Origin of the sequence: Pseudoalteromonas sp. SG43-8 (genome assembly GCF_014164245.1) — a bacterium.
GTDB lineage: Bacteria > Pseudomonadota > Gammaproteobacteria > Enterobacterales > Alteromonadaceae > Pseudoalteromonas > Pseudoalteromonas distincta.
This window is the reverse complement of record NZ_JACJEX010000007.1, coordinates 12,994-33,232: the sequence shown is the minus strand read 5'-3', so window position 1 is coordinate 33,232 and position 20,239 is coordinate 12,994. Positions and strand designations below refer to the sequence as shown.

General features: G+C 37.1%; 13 protein-coding genes. 8 read left to right on the top strand and 5 right to left on the bottom strand.

The window, feature by feature from the left end:
- Positions 1–7: 7 nt before the first annotated feature.
- On the top strand, positions 8–1,660 hold the full coding sequence (locus H5122_RS13615) for a tetratricopeptide repeat-containing sulfotransferase family protein (protein WP_182682306.1): 1,653 nt from the start codon (positions 8–10) through the stop codon (positions 1,658–1,660).
- 46 nt (positions 1,661–1,706) lie between these two features.
- Here the strand turns inward: H5122_RS13615 and H5122_RS13610 are convergent, their stop codons facing one another.
- The 3 genes from H5122_RS13610 to H5122_RS13600 all read right to left on the bottom strand — a co-directional run bounded on the left by H5122_RS13610 (position 1,707) and on the right by H5122_RS13600 (position 5,929).
- Entirely contained in the window at positions 1,707–2,900 is a 1,194-nt protein-coding gene (locus H5122_RS13610) for a DUF547 domain-containing protein (RefSeq protein ID WP_182682305.1), read from the bottom strand.
- A 5-nt stretch (positions 2,901–2,905) separates the two neighbouring features.
- Positions 2,906–4,702, bottom strand: a complete 1,797-nt coding sequence (locus H5122_RS13605) for a putative 2OG-Fe(II) oxygenase (protein WP_182682304.1) — start codon at positions 4,700–4,702, stop codon at positions 2,906–2,908.
- A 63-nt stretch (positions 4,703–4,765) separates the two neighbouring features.
- On the bottom strand, positions 4,766–5,929 hold the full coding sequence (locus H5122_RS13600) for a DUF547 domain-containing protein (RefSeq protein WP_182682303.1): 1,164 nt from the start codon (positions 5,927–5,929) through the stop codon (positions 4,766–4,768).
- A gap of 314 nt (positions 5,930–6,243) precedes the next feature.
- On the opposite strand from H5122_RS13600, the gene H5122_RS13595 reads away from it, so the two are divergent.
- From H5122_RS13595 to H5122_RS13585, 3 genes are all read left to right on the top strand, one after another.
- The gene (locus H5122_RS13595; protein WP_182674426.1) at positions 6,244–8,871 is read left to right on the top strand and encodes a TonB-dependent receptor; all 2,628 of its coding nucleotides are present in this window, start codon (positions 6,244–6,246) and stop codon (positions 8,869–8,871) included.
- 535 nt (positions 8,872–9,406) lie between these two features.
- A complete protein-coding gene (locus H5122_RS13590) occupies positions 9,407–9,709 on the top strand; it encodes an H-NS family nucleoid-associated regulatory protein (RefSeq protein ID WP_002958250.1) in 303 nt (100 codons plus the stop codon).
- Positions 9,710–9,833: 124 nt separating this feature from the next.
- A complete protein-coding gene (locus tag H5122_RS13585) occupies positions 9,834–11,585 on the top strand; it encodes a DEAD/DEAH box helicase (protein ID WP_182682302.1) in 1,752 nt (583 codons plus the stop codon).
- A 44-nt stretch (positions 11,586–11,629) separates the two neighbouring features.
- Here the strand turns inward: H5122_RS13585 and H5122_RS13580 are convergent, their stop codons facing one another.
- On the bottom strand, positions 11,630–11,965 hold the full coding sequence (locus tag H5122_RS13580; RefSeq protein ID WP_002958248.1) for a ribonuclease E inhibitor RraB: 336 nt from the start codon (positions 11,963–11,965) through the stop codon (positions 11,630–11,632).
- 214 nt (positions 11,966–12,179) lie between these two features.
- Between H5122_RS13580 and H5122_RS13575 the strand changes: the two genes are divergently transcribed.
- The 3 genes from H5122_RS13575 to H5122_RS13565 are packed head-to-tail and all read left to right on the top strand — an operon-like array spanning position 12,180 to position 18,534.
- The gene (locus H5122_RS13575; protein WP_182682301.1) at positions 12,180–13,907 is read left to right on the top strand and encodes an autotransporter assembly complex family protein; all 1,728 of its coding nucleotides are present in this window, start codon (positions 12,180–12,182) and stop codon (positions 13,905–13,907) included.
- Positions 13,907–17,596, top strand: coding sequence for a translocation/assembly module TamB domain-containing protein (locus tag H5122_RS13570; protein WP_182682300.1), 3,690 nt, complete (start codon positions 13,907–13,909; stop codon positions 17,594–17,596). Before H5122_RS13575 ends, H5122_RS13570 begins: the two co-directional genes overlap by 1 nt.
- Positions 17,597–17,628: 32 nt before the next feature.
- Positions 17,629–18,534, top strand: coding sequence for a peptidylprolyl isomerase (locus H5122_RS13565; RefSeq protein ID WP_182682299.1), 906 nt, complete (start codon positions 17,629–17,631; stop codon positions 18,532–18,534).
- A gap of 204 nt (positions 18,535–18,738) precedes the next feature.
- Here H5122_RS13565 and queF read toward each other — a convergent pair whose 3' ends face one another.
- The gene (gene queF / locus H5122_RS13560) at positions 18,739–19,584 is read right to left on the bottom strand and encodes an NADPH-dependent 7-cyano-7-deazaguanine reductase QueF (protein WP_039488544.1); all 846 of its coding nucleotides are present in this window, start codon (positions 19,582–19,584) and stop codon (positions 18,739–18,741) included.
- A gap of 59 nt (positions 19,585–19,643) precedes the next feature.
- On the opposite strand from queF, the gene syd reads away from it, so the two are divergent.
- Positions 19,644–20,183 (top strand): SecY-interacting protein, encoded by a 540-nt coding sequence (syd, locus tag H5122_RS13555; protein ID WP_182682298.1) that lies wholly within the window; start codon positions 19,644–19,646, stop codon positions 20,181–20,183.
- Positions 20,184–20,239: the final 56 nt, after the last annotated feature.

Genomic DNA, 20,239 nt, shown 5'->3' with positions numbered 1-20,239 from the left:
GGAAAAAATGAAATCGGTAAAAGAAAGTTTACTGTTTGCAATACAGCAATTGAATAGTGGAAAGATTGTGGCAGGAAAAGCAACCCTAGAAGGTTTATGCGACAACCCTGAAGTTAATGAGCAAGCTTTAGCTGTATTGTTTAAAGTAGCTATGAATGAAGGAGATTTACTAAAAAGTAAGGAAGTTTGTAGAAGACTCATTTCAATAGCCCCCAAAAAATTCGATTATGTAAATACTCTTTGTCAGTTATATGCCGCCAGTAATGAATTCTCTTTAGCAATAGACTTACTTAAAAAATACACTGAAATAGTACCGGATAGCGCAATGTCATATTTTCAATTGGGTGAAATGGCAAAAAAAGATGGCAAAGGTACTCTTGCAAGTACATCTTTCTTAGCAGCTATCGAGCTTGGTTATCACGACATATATACCGCTTATGTGGAGTTAGCATCCGTCTACTCTGAGCTTTTAATTGATTATGGGACTGCGACTAATTATTTACAGCAGGCAATTACAGTTGAACCAAATAAAATTAATGCCTATTTTAATCTTGCTAATATATATGAGCAGCTTGGTGATAAGCAAAACTGTTTAAAGAGCTTTAATCAGGTATTAAAGATAAATCCTTTATATGGTCTGGCGCATGCGAGAATTGCTGATATACAAACATTTAATAAAAAAGAAGCGTTAGAATACGAACTAAAAAGCCTATCTATTTTAGAAGCTACAGAAGATGATGTATTAAAAGCTGATATGTATTATGCGCTTGGGAAAGCCTTTGACGATAGCAAAGATTATGAAAAATCATGGTCTTATTATACTAAAGCCAATAGTTTTAATCGAAAATATATCCCGCAATACAACAGAGTTGATATCGAACATCAAGTAAGTAGCACACTAGCAAGAGAGCTTAGTAACGTAAAAAGTAAGACTGGCGATATTGTTCCAATTATTATTTGTGGCATGTTTAGGTCTGGTTCAACCTTAATAGAACAAATCATTTGCACTTCTGAGGTGATTAGTAATGGAGGAGAGATTGATTACTTGCATAAGCAACTATTCAATCTAATTGATAAGCCTAAAGTGCTGTCAAGCACGGTTAACTCAACATTATTTCAGCAAGGTTATGAGAAAGAATTAAAGTTAAGAGCGGGAAAAAGTAGTCTTGTTACTGATAAACGGCCTGAGAACTACTTATACATTGATATAATTAAAATGATGTACCCTGAAGCAAAAGTTATTTGGACACAGCGCGATATTAGAGATAACAGTTTATCAGCTTACTTTCAACATTTAGGCCCAAGTTTGAATTATGCGACCGCACTGAATGATACAGTGCACTATCATAAAGCGCAGCAGCGTGTTAAAGCACATTGGCTAAAAAAGTATCCTAATGATATTTTTACAGTCAATTATGATGAACTTGTTTCAAAGCCCGAGGGGGTATTATTGCCTCTGTTCGAATTTTTAGGCGTAAAATATCAAGGTGAAAGCGGTTTATTTCATCAACAAAAAAATATTGTAAGTACTGCTAGTGTTTGGCAGGTGAGAAAGCCTCTTTATACATCTTCATCGGGAAGATATAAAAATTTCAGTAGATATATTAAAGAAAGCTTATCTATTTCTGATTTTGAAGAGTTTAATAATGTATTAGATTAATCACTGAGAGTATTCAGCACTCAATAGAGCGCTGAATACAATTTAATTATTTAGTGGGTAAGTCTTTTATTTTAACACTACTACTATTGATTTTTTTCTTGAGACGAAGCTGATTAATTTTGTCTAATACTGCAGGTGAAAAGCGAGATTGAGAGCTAACTTTAGAGGATAACATATCGCTTAGGAAGCTAAGGTTCATAGCGCCTACACCAGGCACGTTACTATTGGCTGCTACGGCATTTAGTAAGGCCGCTTTGTTGGTGGCATTACCCTCACCAAATGAGCGCTCAGTGCCGTATATGTCGGTTACATTCCAGTCCTCAATAGCTAGAATTAATTCTTCCGAATCTTCTACTTGTGAGTTAATAGAAGAATCAGAATAGTTTAAAATATGCTTTAGTAGATCGTTCTCAAAGTCAGGAAATAAAATTTTTGCTTGATCATAAAAAATAGAAACGTTTAGACGATTTCTTTTAACTTGAACGCCTCGGTTGGAGTTTACAAACTCTTCAGCATTACCTGAAAGTTGTTTATATACCTTATCAGCTGTGTAAGCTTCGTTACGTAAATTCGGACTTCCGATTATCCCTTGATAGAAGCCATACATTACTATTTTCTTATTCCCAAATTTCTTAAAAACGATATCATGTTGAATATTATTAAGTGACAAGGTATGACCTGAAACATTTATAAATTTATCGTTTAGTATTGAGTTTTCCCCTTCGAGTAATTTTTTTGCATTTCGAACTGGGTAATGTTCAATTAACTTTTCAATAATGGCTGTATTATATAAGTTTAGCCAATAAGCTAATTGCTCATCTAAGGTTAATGCGTTTAAAGGGACTTCTTCAGGTACTTTTTCTAGGCTTTGGCGAATTACTTTAAAACCTAGCTTAATATCCGATTTTACAACTTCTTCGAAATAAAAGCGGTTAGCCTCTAAAGCCGTATCTCTGTCTCTATTAGACCGTAACCTTGTGCCATTACCTACTATTGGTTTTAGAATAGTCCTATCAGATAAACCCATGTCAATAACGGTTAACTCTAGAAGTTGGTCTAGGTCTTCATAAGATATGCTTATATCCCTATTTAAGCCAAAATCTGAAAACTCTTCGGGTAAAGAGAATTCTTCAGCTTTCACTGGAATAAAAACAATAGCGATTATAAGTAGCAAGCATTTTATCATGATCAATCCTTTGTTTTTGTTTATTTTTATAGCACTAGTTTGAATTTCAATCAACTAGATTAACCAATTGGCATAATATCGCTAGGTATTGTTAAGCGAGGTCTATCGCTTTTAAGCTCATTTGTGCCATGCCAAATATAGCTAGGAAAAATGATAATTTGTCCACTTTCAGGGCATATCTCGCGATCTATTGATTCTCTTTTTCCTAGATCAAGACATGTTTCTCCTAACTTTAACCAGCCATTTTTAAGTGGATCATTTTTACTCATTTCATCAGGTATAGAAATATAGCTGGGTGCTGACAACCAACCGTGAGGATGAATATGATTGGCATGATATCCTCCATTTTCTAGTTTTACTGACCAGCTGCCTTTGGCAGTAAAGTTTAGGCTATTTCTTGCCGTTAATGGGTGCATACTATCTGCTGGTAAATCATTTAAGTAAGTAGATATACATGACTCCATTGACTGCTTAAATAATGAGAGTAACGTATTTGAGCGATAGAGTAAGTGTCCTTCAGTTTGACTTCCTCTTCGAACACTTTGATCAAGCGGGTCTTGTTCTTTAGTGTGTAAAGTAAGTAATAGTTCCTTGAGTTCCTTCCCAAAAGAGTCAAACGACTTGTAGCCTTTAGGCGTAGGTAGAGCCATTGTTTTAACAAACATATCGTAATTAGTTAACCAATGATATTTATCGTCTTTAGCTAAGCGCCAAGCTGTGGATAAATAAGCCCAGATTTCTTGATTAAAAGGGTTGTGTTTAACTGCAGTATTTAAGTGCAGTATTGCTTTTTTATATTCAAAATTTTCAATACAGTAGTTTGCCAAATCTACACTATATCTTGCTGATTGGGGAGCCTGTGATACAAGCTCATCTAATATAATGAATGCTTTATCACTTTGCCCATGCTTACCTAAAATGATGCCATGAGCATGTTTTATGTCTAAGTTATCAGGGAAGAGCCTAATTGCTTGTGAAGATACATCAAGGGCTTGATTAAAATCTTTAAAATGTAAAAGCTGAGCTAGTTGTGATTGAACTAGTTGTGGGTTTTTAGCATGATTTAAGAATGTACTATTGTAGGAGCTCATAAGGGCTGATTTGTTTGCACGATCCCAGTATAATTTATTTAAACACTCATGCGCAGGTATATAGTTAGGAGCCTGTTCAAGACATCGTTTTAAATACTGCTCACAGAGCTCAAACTTTAGTAAATCATAGTAAGTACAGCCAATCAAAAAGTTAACCTCGGGGCTATACTTGTTCTGCTTATCGCTTAGCATTAAAAATATATCTAAAGCATTGTCGAATTTACCCATATTGCGAAAATTACAAGCACGTTTATATTTAAATAAAAATTGATTTTTTAAATCGGCAGGTAAAGAGAGGTAATAGCTTTCAACTAATTCTAAGTCACCCAAACGTTCTAGTAATTCAAGCTTTAACCAGTGATATCTCTCTTTTAAGGTTTCATCAGATACGGTTTTAGAAAGTTCCTTTTTTGCTTGTAACAACTGGTTGGTTTTGATCAAGCTTTCTATAAAATTCAGAGATACCTTTTTGCTTAATGCCAAATACCTTGTTTTTTTTAAAAAGTTTAAACATAACGAATGTTTAGCAGTTCTGCACAGCAAGTTTGTATAGTTTTCAATTAGAGGGAGGGATGAAGGAAACTTATTTACTGCGTAAGAATATGTTTGTTCGGCATTTTCATTTTGGTTAAGTGCGCTATATGTAGCGGCAAGTAAAATATACCAATCAACAGTTTTAATATCACATTTGTTTAAAAAAAGAATAGCTTGGTTATATTGGCGTGAATTATAAGCAGCGAGCGCAGAGTTAAGAAAGTTAGACATAAAACACCCTATTTTTCGTACCATGTTAACAGGGTGTTTTTTAAAGTTAAATAATAAAATTTATTAAAGGTCTTTTATTTTTACAGAGCCACTATTATCAGTTTCTTTTAGCTTGAGAGCTCTAATTTTTTCGAGCATTTCTGGAGAAAAGCGGCCAAAGTCCATCGTTTTCTCCGAAATAGAATTAGATAAAAAGCTTATGTTAACAGCACCTAGTCCTGAACCTGCGCCATCAGCTCCTATTGGTTTTGATGAGTTATTTGCAACAGCATTGAGCATGGCGGCAGGATTTGTTGACGCTGCGCCACCAAACTTTCGCTCTGTGCCATAAATATCAGTGATTCTCCAATCTTCAATACCTATTTTAAAGCTCTTAGCATATTTTATATCAGAGCTCATTGGCGGGTTTGCATAGTCTTTTAGGTGCTCTCGTAAATCTTTCTCGAAGTTTTCGAATAATGGTTTAACTTGCTCATAGTACTTAGAGGCATAAAGGCGATTTTTTCGCTTGATACTAGTTCCTCTATTTGAATTGACGAATTCTTCAGCGTTTTCAACTAATTGATGATAAACCTTGTTTCCTTTATATGCTTCGGCACGAATGTTAGGACTTCCTATATTTCCTTGATAAAACCCATACATAACTATTGGTTTTTTTATACCAAACTTTTTAAAAACAATATTTTGTTGTATGTCGTTTAAAGAAAGTTTATGGCCAGCAACATTTAAAAACTCATCCTCTAAAATTGAATTGCTGCCAAAGAGTAAATCTTCTGTATCGCGAATAGGATAGTGTGTGATCAGTTTTTCTAACATGGCTGTATTGTAAAGGTTTAACCAATAAGCAAGTTGCTCATCAAGGCTGAGTTCGTTAAGTGAGATTTCATTTGGCAGACTTTCTAGGCTAACTCTGATCTTATAAAAACCGTCTTTAATCTCTGATTTTGTTACTTCTTCAAAGAAGAAACGATTTGCTTCTAATGCTGTGTCGTTATTTTTATGCGACTTCATTCTTGTACCGATGGAGGCTTGAGAATTTAGTTTGGAACGATCTGATGCTCCAGTATCAATTACAGTAAAACTTAAAAGAGTATCTAAGTCATCATATGAGACAGTAATATCTCTATTTAAACTAAAATCTGAAAATTCTTCCGGAAGTTCTTTTAAGTCAGCGAAAGCCGAGAATGAGATAGTGAGTATTAAAATACATACGAGGTGAGTTTTCATAGCAATTCCTTTGTTTGTTAGGAACACCATAATCTACAAATGTTAATTTACTTTCAAGTTTTGCTTACATTTAATTTCATTTTATTAGCATAACTCCAAAAAGTGGAGTATTGCTCTTTGGTTAATGGTGATAATATCGCAACGTGTTAGTTTTTTGTTTCTTTAAGTTGTTGTAAATTAATGTTTTTTTTCGTTGTCAAAGTGTTGACCTTTTGCTCGAGTTGGGCCTACTATTCAAACCGAAATAGGTACTGTGATTAATTGCAGACCGTTTTGAAAACAAAATAATTAAAAAATATTCTAGGGGTAATCCAATGTTAAATAATAAAATCTCGAAAGCGGTTCGCTTAGCGATAGCTTTTGGCGCGGCATCTACAGCAGCTTTTTCTGTAAGCTCTATGGCTGCGGAAAAAGAAAAAGTTGAACGTATAGAAGTAACTGGATCTCGCATTAAACAAGTTGATATGGAAACATCATCACCAGTAACTGTTATTACAGCTGCAGATCTACAATTATCAGGTGAAGCATCAGTTGCTGATGTTTTAAATAACACTTCTGTAAATAGCTTTGGTTCTTGGCGTGGTATGTCAGGTTACGGTAACGGTGCTGCAGCAACAAGTAATATAAACATGCGTGGCCTTGGGGCTGAGTACACATTAGTGTTACTTGATGGTCGCCGTATGCCTGGTACAAGTTCTTCTTCAGGCGCAGCTGCGGATACTTCTCGTATTCCAATGGCGATCGTAGAAAGAATTGAGATTCTTCGCGAAGGTGCTTCTGCTGTATATGGCTCAGATGCTGTTGCAGGTGTTATTAATATTATTACAAAAAAAGACTTTAACGGATTAAGTTTTTCATATGATACTGAACTACCTAGTGCTGAAGGTGGTGATACAAATCGTTTTAACGTAAGTACAGGTTACTCTGGTGAGAAGGGTAATATTACATTAACTTATGAATATTATGATGCTGAATCAGTATTCGATAGAGATATTTGGAAATTAAATGATGAGACTTATGCTGATTATTCGTCATTTAGCTCAGTTCCAAATGGTAATGGTGCTAGTGGTTGGGTTACAAGCCCTACTATGTGTGCAGAATCAAATAACACGGTTGATGGAGGCACTCGTTGTTTATATAACTATGGTGCAGTAACCAAGTTATTTGGTGATACTACTCAGAACTCAATGCTTTCAAATTTCAATTATGAATTCACTGATAACTTAAAGTTCCGCGGTCGCGCGAGTGCATCACTTTCTGAAACTGATTCTCGCTATGCAGGTACACCAGTATCTACAAACCAACCAACTATGTTGGCTGATAATCCTCTAAACCCTGTAGGCGAAGATTTAACTCTATACATGCGCTCAGCTAACATTGGTGAGCGAGATACTCGTACTGAAATTAATAGTATTGATTTCTTGGGTGGTTTAGTCGGTTTTGTAGATGTTGCAAATGGTATTGACTGGGAATTTAATGTACAACACAGCCGTTCTACAACTAATTCATTTAATACAAACCTTATAAATGATGATGTTGTTCAAAAGCTAGTTGATAGTGGTGAGTATGATATATTTAACACATCAGGAATGAGCTTTGCTGACTGGGATAGCAGCATGAAGGATTTGTATGGTCAAGCTGCTCATACAGGTGTGTATCAAGCTCGTTTTACAAGTACTCAATTTGATACGGTAGCATCTACATTATTGTTTGATAATGGTGATGTTTCTATTGCTGGTGTAGTTGGTGCTGAATTTGAGCAAGTAGAATTTGAACAAATGAGCGACCCTCAATCGGCCTCTGGTCGAGTGTCAGGTGGTTCAGGTGGTGATGATGTTAATGCAGAGCGTGACAGAACATCTGTATATTCAGAGCTACAAGTAAACTTACCATACAATGTTGATATTAAAGCAGCTGTTCGATATGACAAATACGAGCAAGAAGGTGACGTTGGTTCACAATTTGTATCAGGAACATTCGATAACGTTGCCCCTCAAATTGGTGTTGCATGGCGTCCTTCTGATGCGCTATTAGTTCGAGCTAGCTGGGGTGAATCGTTCCGTGCACCTAACATGGGCGAAATGTTCTCTAGTCAGGCATTAAGCTTCGAAAAAGCTTACGATACAATTTGGTGTGATACGCAAGGCAATGCAGGTTCTGATGCTATTTACTGTAACCCAAATGCTTCACAGCAACATAAGACTTGGTTTGGTGGTAATCCAGATCTTGAGCCAGAAGAAGGTGAATCATTTACAACAGGTTTTGTTTGGAATGTAACAGATGACTTATCTGTAGAGCTTTCTTACTATAATATTAAGTTAGAAAACAGAATTGCAGCTGTAAGTGTTGAGCGCCTATTAAAAGACGAGCAAGACAATGGTTCTAACCCTGCAGTGGTTCGCGATCCAAACACAGGTCGTATTGATGTAATGTACAGCTTTGACCAAAATATGGCGAGTTTAGAAACGTCAGGTTTTGATTTTAAAACAGCTTATATGTTTGAGTCTAGCATTGGTAATTTCGCTCTTAAAGGTGAGCTAAGTTATGTAAGCGACTTTGAAGAAGTAACAGAAAAAGGCGCTGATGCGTTTGATTATGCTGGTCTGCAAGAGTACCCAGAGCTTCGTGGTAATGTTACCTTTGATTGGACAAATGATGCATTTGGTGCAGCATGGACTACATACTACATAGGCGACCAAGACTCAGGTAATGAAGAGTATGGTGTAACATATTTAGCTGATATTCCAAGCTATATTAAACACAATATCCAAGTATCATATAACCATGAATGGAATGGTAAGTTTGTACTAGGTGTGAACAATGTGTTTGATAAAGAAGCACCACAGCTAAACGATGGCACTAGAGGTTACCGTGACGCTTCAACATCATTATATGATGTTTTAGGCCGAGCTGTATTTTTAAAAGTTGAACAAAACTTCTAAGAATCGTTTATAGATTATGTTTCGTCTTTAATACGTTGACGATTATAATAAAAGGTCAGTTGCTTATGCTTCTGACCTTTTTGCATTTGGTTTGCTATTTTATCTTCAAAATTTAGATTATGGGTTGTATGTACTTACTGACCCACTTAATTTTTAAGTTTGTTACCTTGTAATTTCCGATGATATTCACCTGACACTAAGAATAGATAATGTGGCTTTCTTAATTCAGTCGAAGTAATGATATTTGCAAATTACATATAAGTTCTTAGCTGCTTTATTGTACTGAAAGCTGGGATTTATTATTCAACGGATTAGTAGTGTTTTTTATCGACTATATGTTTTTATAAAATGAAGTTCCCTTATACATCGACAATTTATATTAAATTATTCCTAATTTAATAAGGTAAGACTAATAGCGTATATTTAATAGAGAGATTATTTAGTTTATATCTTGTAATAGTCATTCCTGAGAAATAGCCTTATACTAAAAAAGAATATTTAAATAATTCCTATCACACAATTTAGCGAGATATAGATGAAAGAAGTCCGATCTTTTATTAAAACAGCATCATTAACAGAGCTTGAAAAAGCTCAACAGCTTATCAATGATGCAATTTCAAAATATACCCAGCAGCAAAAAGCGAAACAGGAAGTTTTGGATCTTTTAAAAGAAAAAGGACTTACGCTAGAAGATTTACAAGATGGAGCATCAGACAAGCGCACCAAAGTTAAGCCTAAGTACCGCATGGAACTTAATGGTGAGACTATTGAATGGACTGGCCGTGGCCGTCGTCCTAAAGCGTTTGAAGGTGTTGAGCTTGAAAAGTTTTTAGCTTAAAGCTAAATATAAGAGAAGCTTCGGCTTCTCTTTTTTGTTTACCCCTCAATAAAATATAATTAAAGTTTAAAACTCCCAGCTATTATTTGCTAAAATCTCTTCACTCGAACCTATTTGTTTTCCCATGAGCTATAAACTAAGACCTTACCAACAAGAAGCCGTAGAACGCACCGTTTTACACTTTAGAAAGAGTAATGATCCTGCCGTTATTGTACTACCAACCGGCGCAGGTAAGAGTTTGGTTATTGCTGAACTTGCGCGTATAGCTAAGCAAAAAATATTAGTGCTTGCTCATGTAAAAGAGCTGGTAGAGCAAAATTCGCAAAAATATAAAAGTTTTGGTTTAGAGGCGAGTATATTTTCAGCAGGCTTAAAAGAAAAATCATTAAACCATCAAGTAACCTTTGCCAGTGTGCAATCACTTTCTCGTAATTTAAATAAATTAAATGAGCATTATTCATTACTTATTATTGATGAATGCCACAGGGTAAATGGGGATAAAAAAAGTCAGTACGGTAAAGTAATAAACAGTTTAAAAGAGTATAACCCTCAGTTAAAAGTATTGGGTTTAACAGCAACACCTTATCGGTTAGGAATGGGGTGGATATACCACCACCATTATCATGGTTTTGTTAAGGGTACTCAAGAAAGTCCGTTTAAAAGTTGTATTTTTGAATTGCCGCTCAGGTATATGATCAAACATAATTATTTAACGCCGCCTAACGAAGTTGATGCAGCAATTAGCCATTATGATTTTTCGTCCTTAGATAGCAATGCATTTGGGCAATATACGACTGATGACATGAATGCGCTTTTAAAAAACAGTGAGCGCGCAACGCAGGCTATATTACAGCAAGTAATTCAATACAGTGAAGGGCGCGAAGGTGTTATGGTTTTTGCCGCTACGGTAATGCATGCTCAGGAAATATTAAGCTACCTACCAGCTCATCAAAGTGCACTTATAACAGGGGATACGCCAAACACTGAGCGCGATAAAATCATTAAGCAATTTAAAGCTAAGCAATTAAAGTATTTAGTTAATATATCGGTACTAACAACTGGCTTTGATGCGCCACATGTCGACTTTATAGCTATTTTAAGACCTACAGAATCGGTTAGCTTATATCAACAAATTGTGGGGCGAGGTTTAAGGTTATCCGAATCAAAAACGGATTGCTTAGTAATAGATTATGCTGGCAATGGTTTTAATTTATTTCACCCAGAAGTAGGTGATAAAAAAGGCGATAGTGATAATGAACCTGTGCAGGTACTTTGCCCAGGTTGTGGGTTTGCGAATATATTTTGGGGTAAAATAGACTCCACTGGCAAAGTAATAGAGCACTTTGGCAGGCGTTGCCAAGGCCTGTTAGAAGATGATGATGGGCATAAAGAGCAGTGCGATTATCGTTTTAGGTTTAAAGAATGTGAGCAGTGCGGCGCCCAAAATGACATTGCGGCACGTAAATGCCATGATTGCGGCGCGGTAATGGCCGACCCTGATGATAAGTTACGCAATGCATTAAACTTAAAAGACGCACTTGTGCTTCGATGTAGTGGGTTATCGGTAACTCTAATTAAAGATGAACTTATTAAAGTAACGTATTTTGATGAAGATGGCTCAAGTTGCGATGAGGTATATAACCTCGCAAATAAGGGCGGGCAATTTATATTTAATAAGCAATTTGGTCTACGAGTAGGACTTGGACAAACGCCCATTAATTTTAAAACTGCAGCGCAAGTACTAAGCGCACAATTTGAATTAGTACCACCAGATTTTGTTATTGCACGAAAAAGCAAAAAGTATGGTTGGAAAGTGGCTGATAAGCTATTTGACTATAAAGGCAATTTTAGGAAGGCAAATCAGTTAAGCCGTTAAGCTTAACTGATAGAGTACATTGAACTAATACAATTAAAAGGCAACTAAGCCTCGTCACCGTCCATTAATCCCCAGCCGTCACCGTATCCATTAAAGCTATTAGCAATGCTTTCAATGTATTGCTCAGCTTGTCCTAAAAGAGTGTGCTCTGGCACCATTTGTACTTGAGTGATTACTTCCCAAACGCCAGTGTCTTTACATTTTTCAAGTTCAGCCTTTTGAACTAATGCATCAGAGACTATTTCTTTAGCAAATTTTTCAGCATCGGCTTCTTGTTCAAATAAAATAAAAAAATCGACTTGGTGCATTTTATTTAAATCAATGCCAGCAGCGGCTATTTCGGCTAAAAGTTGGCCGTTATCATCATCAGGGAATTGCATTAAAAACTCATTTAAAATTAATTTTTTATTCGTAGGCACTATTGTAACTAAAATATTGTCTTAACGCGTACTAATTTTAATTATGCTGATACTTATTCAAAGTTAAATTTACGCGTTAGATAGTTATTAAGTTAATGTGTTGCTCATTATGGCTATGCTAACATGCGTGTAATTAGCCAGTTTTATGTAAGATATTAAAAGTAAGGATATTTACTTGTTTATTAAGTTTTTACGTTGCATATGTGTTGTGAGCGCTTTAATTGCTACAAATAGCTATGCGGCAGAAAAAGTCATAGAAGATTACGAAATTAAAGGGTTAAGTGGTGATTTAGAAAATAACGTAGCCCTTTATCTCAAGCAATTAATTGGTGAAAAACCAACCCGTACACTTCGCAGTTATGCTCAAAAGCAAGTACAAAATAGCATTAAAGCACTTGGTTATTATAGCCCGACCGTCGAGGTTATTTATGATAAAGACGACAGCGAGCTAATTGTTAAAGTTGAGCGAGGTCCTGCAACTCGCATAGAAGCAATTAATATTACGCTAAACGGCGATGGCCAAAATGATACTCAATTACAGGCATTAATTAAAAATACCAACTTAAAACAAGGTGATGTTTTAAATCATGGTAGATATGACTCTGCTCATAAAAAAATAGAATCTATGCTATTGGAGCTTGGCTATTTTGATGCAAAGTGGCCAGCGCGCAAATTAGAAGTGTCACTTAAGAAAAATAGTGCTGTTATTACTTTTGTAATTGATACTGGGGTTAGATATCAGTTTGGCGATATAAAAATTGCCAGTAATACGCCTGCTGAAAAATACATACGCTCGCTTGCGCCTTTTACTCAGGGTCAACCTTATAAATCAACACATATTGCTGACTATAATTTGGATTTATCAAGCACCCCTTATTTTGCAAGCGTGCGAGTTTACGCCGATATTGCTGCGCGTAAAAATGGCCAAGTACCTATTAAGGTAGATGTGTTGCACAAGCCTGCAAATAGCTATGAAATTGGCGGCGGTTTTAGTACTGACTTAGGGCCCAAAGTGCGTTTTAAATGGAGTAAACCGTGGATCACAGAAGACGGCCATTATCTCGAAACTAATTTAAATGTGGCGCAAAGGCAGCAAGATATTTCCATGGCTTATACCATTCCAGTTGATGATCCGAATGATGATTTATGGCGTTTTTCTGCTGGTTATAAATTAGAAGATGAGCTCACAAACGACACTTACAGTGAAATATTAACTGGGCAGGTTCAGCGCCAATGGTTAACCGAAAATAAGTGGGTGCGTACTGCATTTTTACGCCGCGACCAAGAAACCTACCGCATCGGTGATGAAGAGGAAGAAAGCACAGAAATGTTAATGCCGGGCATTAGCTACGCCCGCAAAAAATCAAAAGGCGGCACGACTCCATACTGGGGAGAGCAGTGGCTTATATCTGCTGAGTTTGGCTTAGATGATGTGCTTTCGAGTACTAATCTGATTAGGGTTCAAATGCAACATGCGTGGTTACGTACTTACTTAGATAAGCATTTAGTGTTTTTAAAAGCAAATGTTGGTGCAATGCTTGTTGATGATATTGAAAACGTACCTTACTCACTGCGTTTTTACGCAGGTGGCGATCAAAGTGTTCGTGGTTTTGCGTACCAATCAATATCGCCGGAAAATGATGATGGCGATCTCATCGGTGGTAAATACTTACTAACCAGTACAATAGAGTACAACTATCAGTTTGCTCAAAACTGGCGCGCAGCTTTATTTGTTGACGGTGGTACTGCGACGAATGATTTTTCTGATGATTTTGAAGTAGGCGCTGGTTTTGGTTTTCGCTATTTAACACCCGTTGGCCCAGTGCGTATAGACCACGCTTGGGGATTAACAAAAGAAAGTAAAAGCACACGTTTAAGTATTACCATAGGGCCAGAAATTTAATGTCAGTATTAAAAAAGATAACAGCCGCCGTAAGTGCTATTTTTGTCACGTTAGTTGTCGCACTATTTTGTTTGTTATTTACCGCACCCGGTAATCAATTTATTGCTTATAGTGCAAACAAAGCGGTAGATGGACTACATATTGAAATTAAAAATGGCCGTTTTATTTATAATGATGCCTTTAATGTGCGCTTTACTAGCAACGGATTGGACTTTAATGCACAACAATTGAAAATTGATTTGTTTTGGTGGCAGTGCGATGGAATTTGTATAGATAACTTAAGTGCTAAATCTATAAATTTAACATTACCAAAAACTGCAGAGTCACAAGAAGAAGCCGCGGCAGAGCCGCTTGAAAAAATCAGCTTACCTTTTAATATTGCTGTAAAAAACATTGCGATCAATAAATTTACGCTAGAGCATCCAAGTGCAAACGTAAGCGTTAATAACTTTAAACTCTCAGCAAAAGCAGAGGGTTCAAAGCTGACGGTTAAAAGCCTGAATATTCCCACCATACTTGTTGCTTTAAAAGAGCAAGAACAAGATGCGAAAACACAAATGGCGCAAAATACTCAAGCGCCTTTGACGCACCTACCCGCACTGCCTAATATAGAATTTACTTCACCACTTGATTTAGTTGTTGAATACTTTGAAATAGCTAACATTACGATTGAGCAAAACGAAGCCCAGCATGTTATTGAAAACATCTCGCTGCAATTAAGTGTGGAAGATGCGGTTATTAATTTAGAGTCATTCTCAGCAAAGTATGAGCAGTGGCAGCTTAATACGCACCTTAATGCTGAGCTTGCAGGAAATTTGCCCATAAAAGGGAATGTTGTTTTACAAAGTGATGAGCACCAAGCCAATTTGCAGTTGAATGGCGACTTATCAAATCTAAACTTAAATTTAGAAACGCAGGGACAATATCCGCTTAGTTTAACGGCAACGGCAAATTTAAAGCAAAAAAACTATCCGTTTGAGTTAAATGGCAAAATTAAACAGTGGCTTATTGATGCACAAAGTAATGAGCTTAAAGTGCGAAATGTAAGCCTCAATGCACAAGGTAATGCCGACGATTACCAGCTTAGCCTGCAGGGGAATAGCCAATTAGGCGCGTACCCAGCTGTTGACTTAAATACCCAATTAAAAGGCAGTCTCACCAAAGCAACTTTACAAGCGCTAAGCATTAAAGCGAACGAAAGCAGTGCAACTATACAAGCCAATGTTGATTGGCAAAAAGGCATACAGGCTAACTTTAATGGCACGCTTGCTAACTTAAAAGCGCAGTACTTAACTGATGCCGCTACCAGTGATATTTCAGGACAGTTTAAAGGCTCGTTTAATGCAGCTGACGACAAGTGGCAGCTACAAATGAATAATACAAAGTTAAACGGGTTACTTAACGACGTGCCACTAGAATTTGCCTCAAACTTTAAGCTAGACAACACGTTAAAAGCTAATATTGATAGTTTTTATTTAAGTAGCGGCACCAATAAATTAGCACTAAGTGGGCAAGTTGATGACACTTGGCAGGTTGATGGCAAAGTAACACTAAAAAGTGATGAAAAAGCTAATATCCCATTTACTGCTGACGGCAACGCAAATTTAAAAGTGAGAGGGGAGAGGTTAACGCCGTCTGTTGATTTAGCACTAATACTCGATCGCTTTATTTTTGATGAAATAAACATTAATAAATTATCAGTAAAAGGGCAGTTAGATACCGCTGCCGATTGGCAAACCGATGTATCGGTAAGTGTTGGTTCGGCGCTTGTAGCCGAACAGCAAATTAATAGCGTTAAAATTGATATTAGCGGCGACAAAACAGATCACCAACTTACGGCATCTGTAGATGCTGAGCAAGGCAGTGTAGAGTTTGAAGTTAATGGCAAAATTAATAATACCACTTGGAATGGCGAGCTTAGTAATGTAACGCTTAGCGATAAAAAGCTTAGTTTTAGTAATACTAAAAATATTGCCATTATGGTTAATACGCAAAGTGGCGACTTTGATGTAAGCGCGCATTGTTGGGCATCTGAGCAAAGTGAATTATGTATAGACACGCTAGCGCAATCAAAAGAACTTGGTCAATTAAATGCGAAGCTAAGCAACTTAGCACTTGAGGAACTTAAGCATTTTTTACCTAATAGCATTCGTACTCGCGGTAATATAGCGGGCGATGTAGCACTTAATTGGCAAAGCGGTGCGCTTAAAACATTACGCGCAAATATCGATTCTAGCGACTTAGAAGCGGTGCTTACCTCGGAAGAAGATCGTTTTAAATTACCAATCGAAACTCTAACTGTTAGTGCATTTTCGGACTCTCAAGTTGGCAAGCTTGAAGCTAATTTAGAATCAAGTGTGCTTGGTAAAATAAACACACAAATTGATATTGACGACATACAAAATACGCAAGCGCTTAATGGCACTATTAATATTGATAAAATACTCCTTTCAGACTTACAACCATTTCTTGAAACCCTTGAGCAGTTAAAAGGTGATATTAGTGGAAAAGTCGCGTTAGCAGGTACGTTAAAAGATCCATTATTAAATGGCGAGCTTAATGTGAGCGATATTAGTTTAGAGGGCGAGCAATTGCCTATAGCGCTGCAAAACTCAAATATAAACGTATTGTTTGATAAAACAACAGCCACAATAAAAGGCAACTTAAACGACAACCAGGGCGGTAAAATAAACCTCACCGGTGACGTTGATTGGCAAGGTGCGCAACCTGCTGTAAATGTGGCGGTAGTTGGCGATCAGTTTTATGTACGCGCGCAGCAAGGGGTTACTTTTAAAGTATCGCCGGATTTAAAAATAGGCTTGGCTAATAATGCACTCAAGCTTGCTGGTGAGGTAGTTGTGCCTTACGGTCGTATAATGATTGAAGAGCTTCCTGAGGGCGCAGTGCAAGTTAGCGATGATGAAATTATTGTTGATCAAAAAACCGAGGCCACCGAAACAGTTCCGTTTGATTACGACATAGATTTAAAAGTGATTGTTAAAAACGATGTAAAAGTAGAATCGTTTGGCTTGGAATCAAAAGTTGCGGGTGATTTAGCGATAAAAATGAGTCAAGGTGCACCAATTATAGCCACAGGTGAGCTTAACTTAATTGAAGGTACTTACTTAGCCTTTGGGCAAGATTTAATAATCAGCACCGGGCAAGTAGGTTTTAGCGGTTCAATTGAACAACCATTTTTAAATATTAAAGCAATACGTAACCCCGATACGACTGCAAATGGTGTCATTGCAGGGGTTACGCTTACGGGTAATGTTGAACAACCAACGCTTAAAATATTTTCTGAGCCTGCGATGGATCAAGCACAAGCACTCGCATATTTACTTAATGGCCAACCTTTAGGCGATGGAGAAAGTTCGTCAAGCGATGCTATGCTCACACAGTTATTACTTTCTCAAGGGGTTAGCCGCAGCGAAGGGGTTGTTTCTAAGGTAGGTGAAACCTTTGGGTTGTCAGATGTAAGTTTAAGCTCATCAGGTAGTGGTGATAGTACCAAAGTAGAAATATCAGGATACGTAGCACCCAGTTTGCAAGTTAAATATAGCGTGGGTGTATTTGATTCGCTCAGTGAAGTGGCTGTGCGTTATCAGTTACTTTCACAGTTATACATAGAAATAACAAGCGGCCTATATCAAAATGTTGATGTGCTATATAAGTTTGATTGGGAATAACCAAAACTATAATAATTATAAGGATATAAGCGATGAAAAAAATTATATTGCCAGCTCTGCTTAGTGTTTTATTGAGCGGTTGTGCTCAACAACTAGGTGATGATTTTGCTAAACAAGAGCTACCTTTATTGAGCGCGAGTGAGGTAATTGCTAGTGCAACAGATAATGACTGGCGAGTAGTGGATGCTCAAAATATTTTAAAGGTAACGCTGCCAACGGGCGATGCGTATATTGAACTTAATGAACAGCTTGCCCCAAAGCACGCTCAAAACATTAAAAAGTTAGCGCGAGAAGGGTTTTATAAAAACACCAGCGTTTATCGGTTTGTTGAGGGTTTTGTAGCGCAAGGTGGCGACAGCTCGGGTAAAAAGTTAATTAAAACTGCAGATAAAACAGTTCCAGCTGAGTTTTATTTAACAACAAACAAACCACTTTTAATTACTGAGCTAAATGGCGACGGATATGCACCAGTTACCGGCTTTTTAAACGGCTTTGCAGTAGCTCAAAACTCAGCACATACGCAAACATGGCAAGTGCATTGTAGTGGCGTGTTTGCCATGGCGCGCGACAACGATAAAAATAGTGCGAGTACGGAGTTTTTTGTAACAATAGGGCAAGGCCCGCGCTATCTTGATAAAAATATTACGGTGTTTGGTCGATTGCTCGAAGGTATAGAGCATTTTAACCGTTTAGCGCGCACACCAAGTGAAGGTAAAGCATTTAACCCAATTACCAATATACAAGTACTTGGTGATGTACAAAGCGATAAAAGTATATTTAAAGTGATGAAAACAAACTCACTGGTGTTTAAAAACTTAATAAATGCTCGTAAAAACCGTGTTGAACCATGGTTTGTTAAAGCACATAACTACGTTGACGTGTGTGGTATGCCCATACCCACTAAGCGCGAAGTTATACCAATTCCAATAAATAGCTGATCTATTTTACTTGCTAAAACAACCCATTTCTTTGTTGTAAATTTCGCAAAGGGAACAACCATTTACATCAATTTACGCCTAGAACTGAATTGTTTTTTCGGCGTAAAATTTAGATCACGTACTTAATGGAACTGGTATTAATTAAAAAATGTAAAAAGGAGCCTAGGCTCCTTTTTTAATACTCATATTCCAGTTTAAAATAACCTACTGACGATTAATTTTAACTGCAAATGGCGTATCGTTATAATGCGTAGAGCGATACGGGTTTATATCAAGCCCACCGCGACGAGTATAACGCGCGTAAACCTCTAATTCTTTAATATTAAGTTGTGTTGTTAAATCGCTATAAATACGCTCAACACACTGCTCATGAAATTCGTTATGCGTTCTGAACGAAATTAAATAACGCAATAACGATTCGCGACATATTTGCTCGCCTGTGTATCGTATAATGACACTTGCCCAGTCAGGCTGGGAGGTAATTAAACAGTTCGACTTAAGTAAGTGGCTGTAGAGTGTTTCAGTAACTACTTCATCACTTTTTGCTTTAAGTGAATTAGCATCAATATCGTAATTATTAATCTCAATATCTAAATCATCAATACATTCACCTGGCAGCGCTGTACACGGTAAGCAATTGTAATCATCAGGATTATATAAAGTCACTTTGACAGGGCTGTTAACCGCGTTTGATAAATCATCAATTAAATGCTGTTTTACTACATCAATGCTTTCAAATCGGGTTTGGTTAAAGCTATTTAAATAAAGTTTAAACGACTTTGACTCAATAATATGGCTGCTTTGGCATTCAAAGGTAAATAAGGCCACGGCAACTTGCGGTTTACCTTTATTGTTTAGCCATGAAAGCTCGTAACCTGTCCAAATGTCTTGGCCTTTAAATGGAAGCTCTGCTTCGTCAATATTTAAAGCATCACGATTTAGTTTGCGCGCAATAGGGAAAAGCAAGCTTGGCGTGTACACATCTACATACTCAGTAGATTGGCCTAATACGCTACCTTTAAGGTCTGGAGAATTGCTGTAATCTGTCATGTTTGCTCTTAAATAGTTACAATAGGGACATTATATCTAATTTAAATGAGTTTCACAGTATGTCTGTTGCATTGCTTATAGAACAACTTCATCAAACATTTAGCGAAAATACCCTTAAAAACACTACAAAGTACCCACTTATTGCGCATGACGAGCAATGGCCAAGCCCATGTGAAGTTGGTGAGGTTGACGAGCAAGGAAACATTCAATGGCAGGGGGCGCGTCAGCAACCTGCAGGTTCGCTTAATGATTTAGCCAGTGCACTAGAACTTGAGTTTCCAAAAGCGCTTAGCGAGCTATACGGACATATGTACGGTGGAAGTATTTTAGCAAGTATTGATGGGCATCAGGTTGAATTACTACAAGCATGGAATGAAGAAGACTTTAATTTGCTACAGCAAAATATCACGGGCCACGTGTTAATGAAACGCAAGCTCAAGCAGCCAGAAACAGTGTTTATTGGTTTAACAGATCAAGATGATTTGCTAGTGAGTGTATTGGTGCACACTGGCGAGGTATGCTTAGAGCACGTAGGCAAAAAAACACACCATGTACTTGCACCTAACATTAATGCTTTTTTAAAGGCGTTAGAGGTTTAAAACGTGTTTAATAAATCAGCTTAGCGTTATCACTAAGCTGATTTTAAGCGCTTATT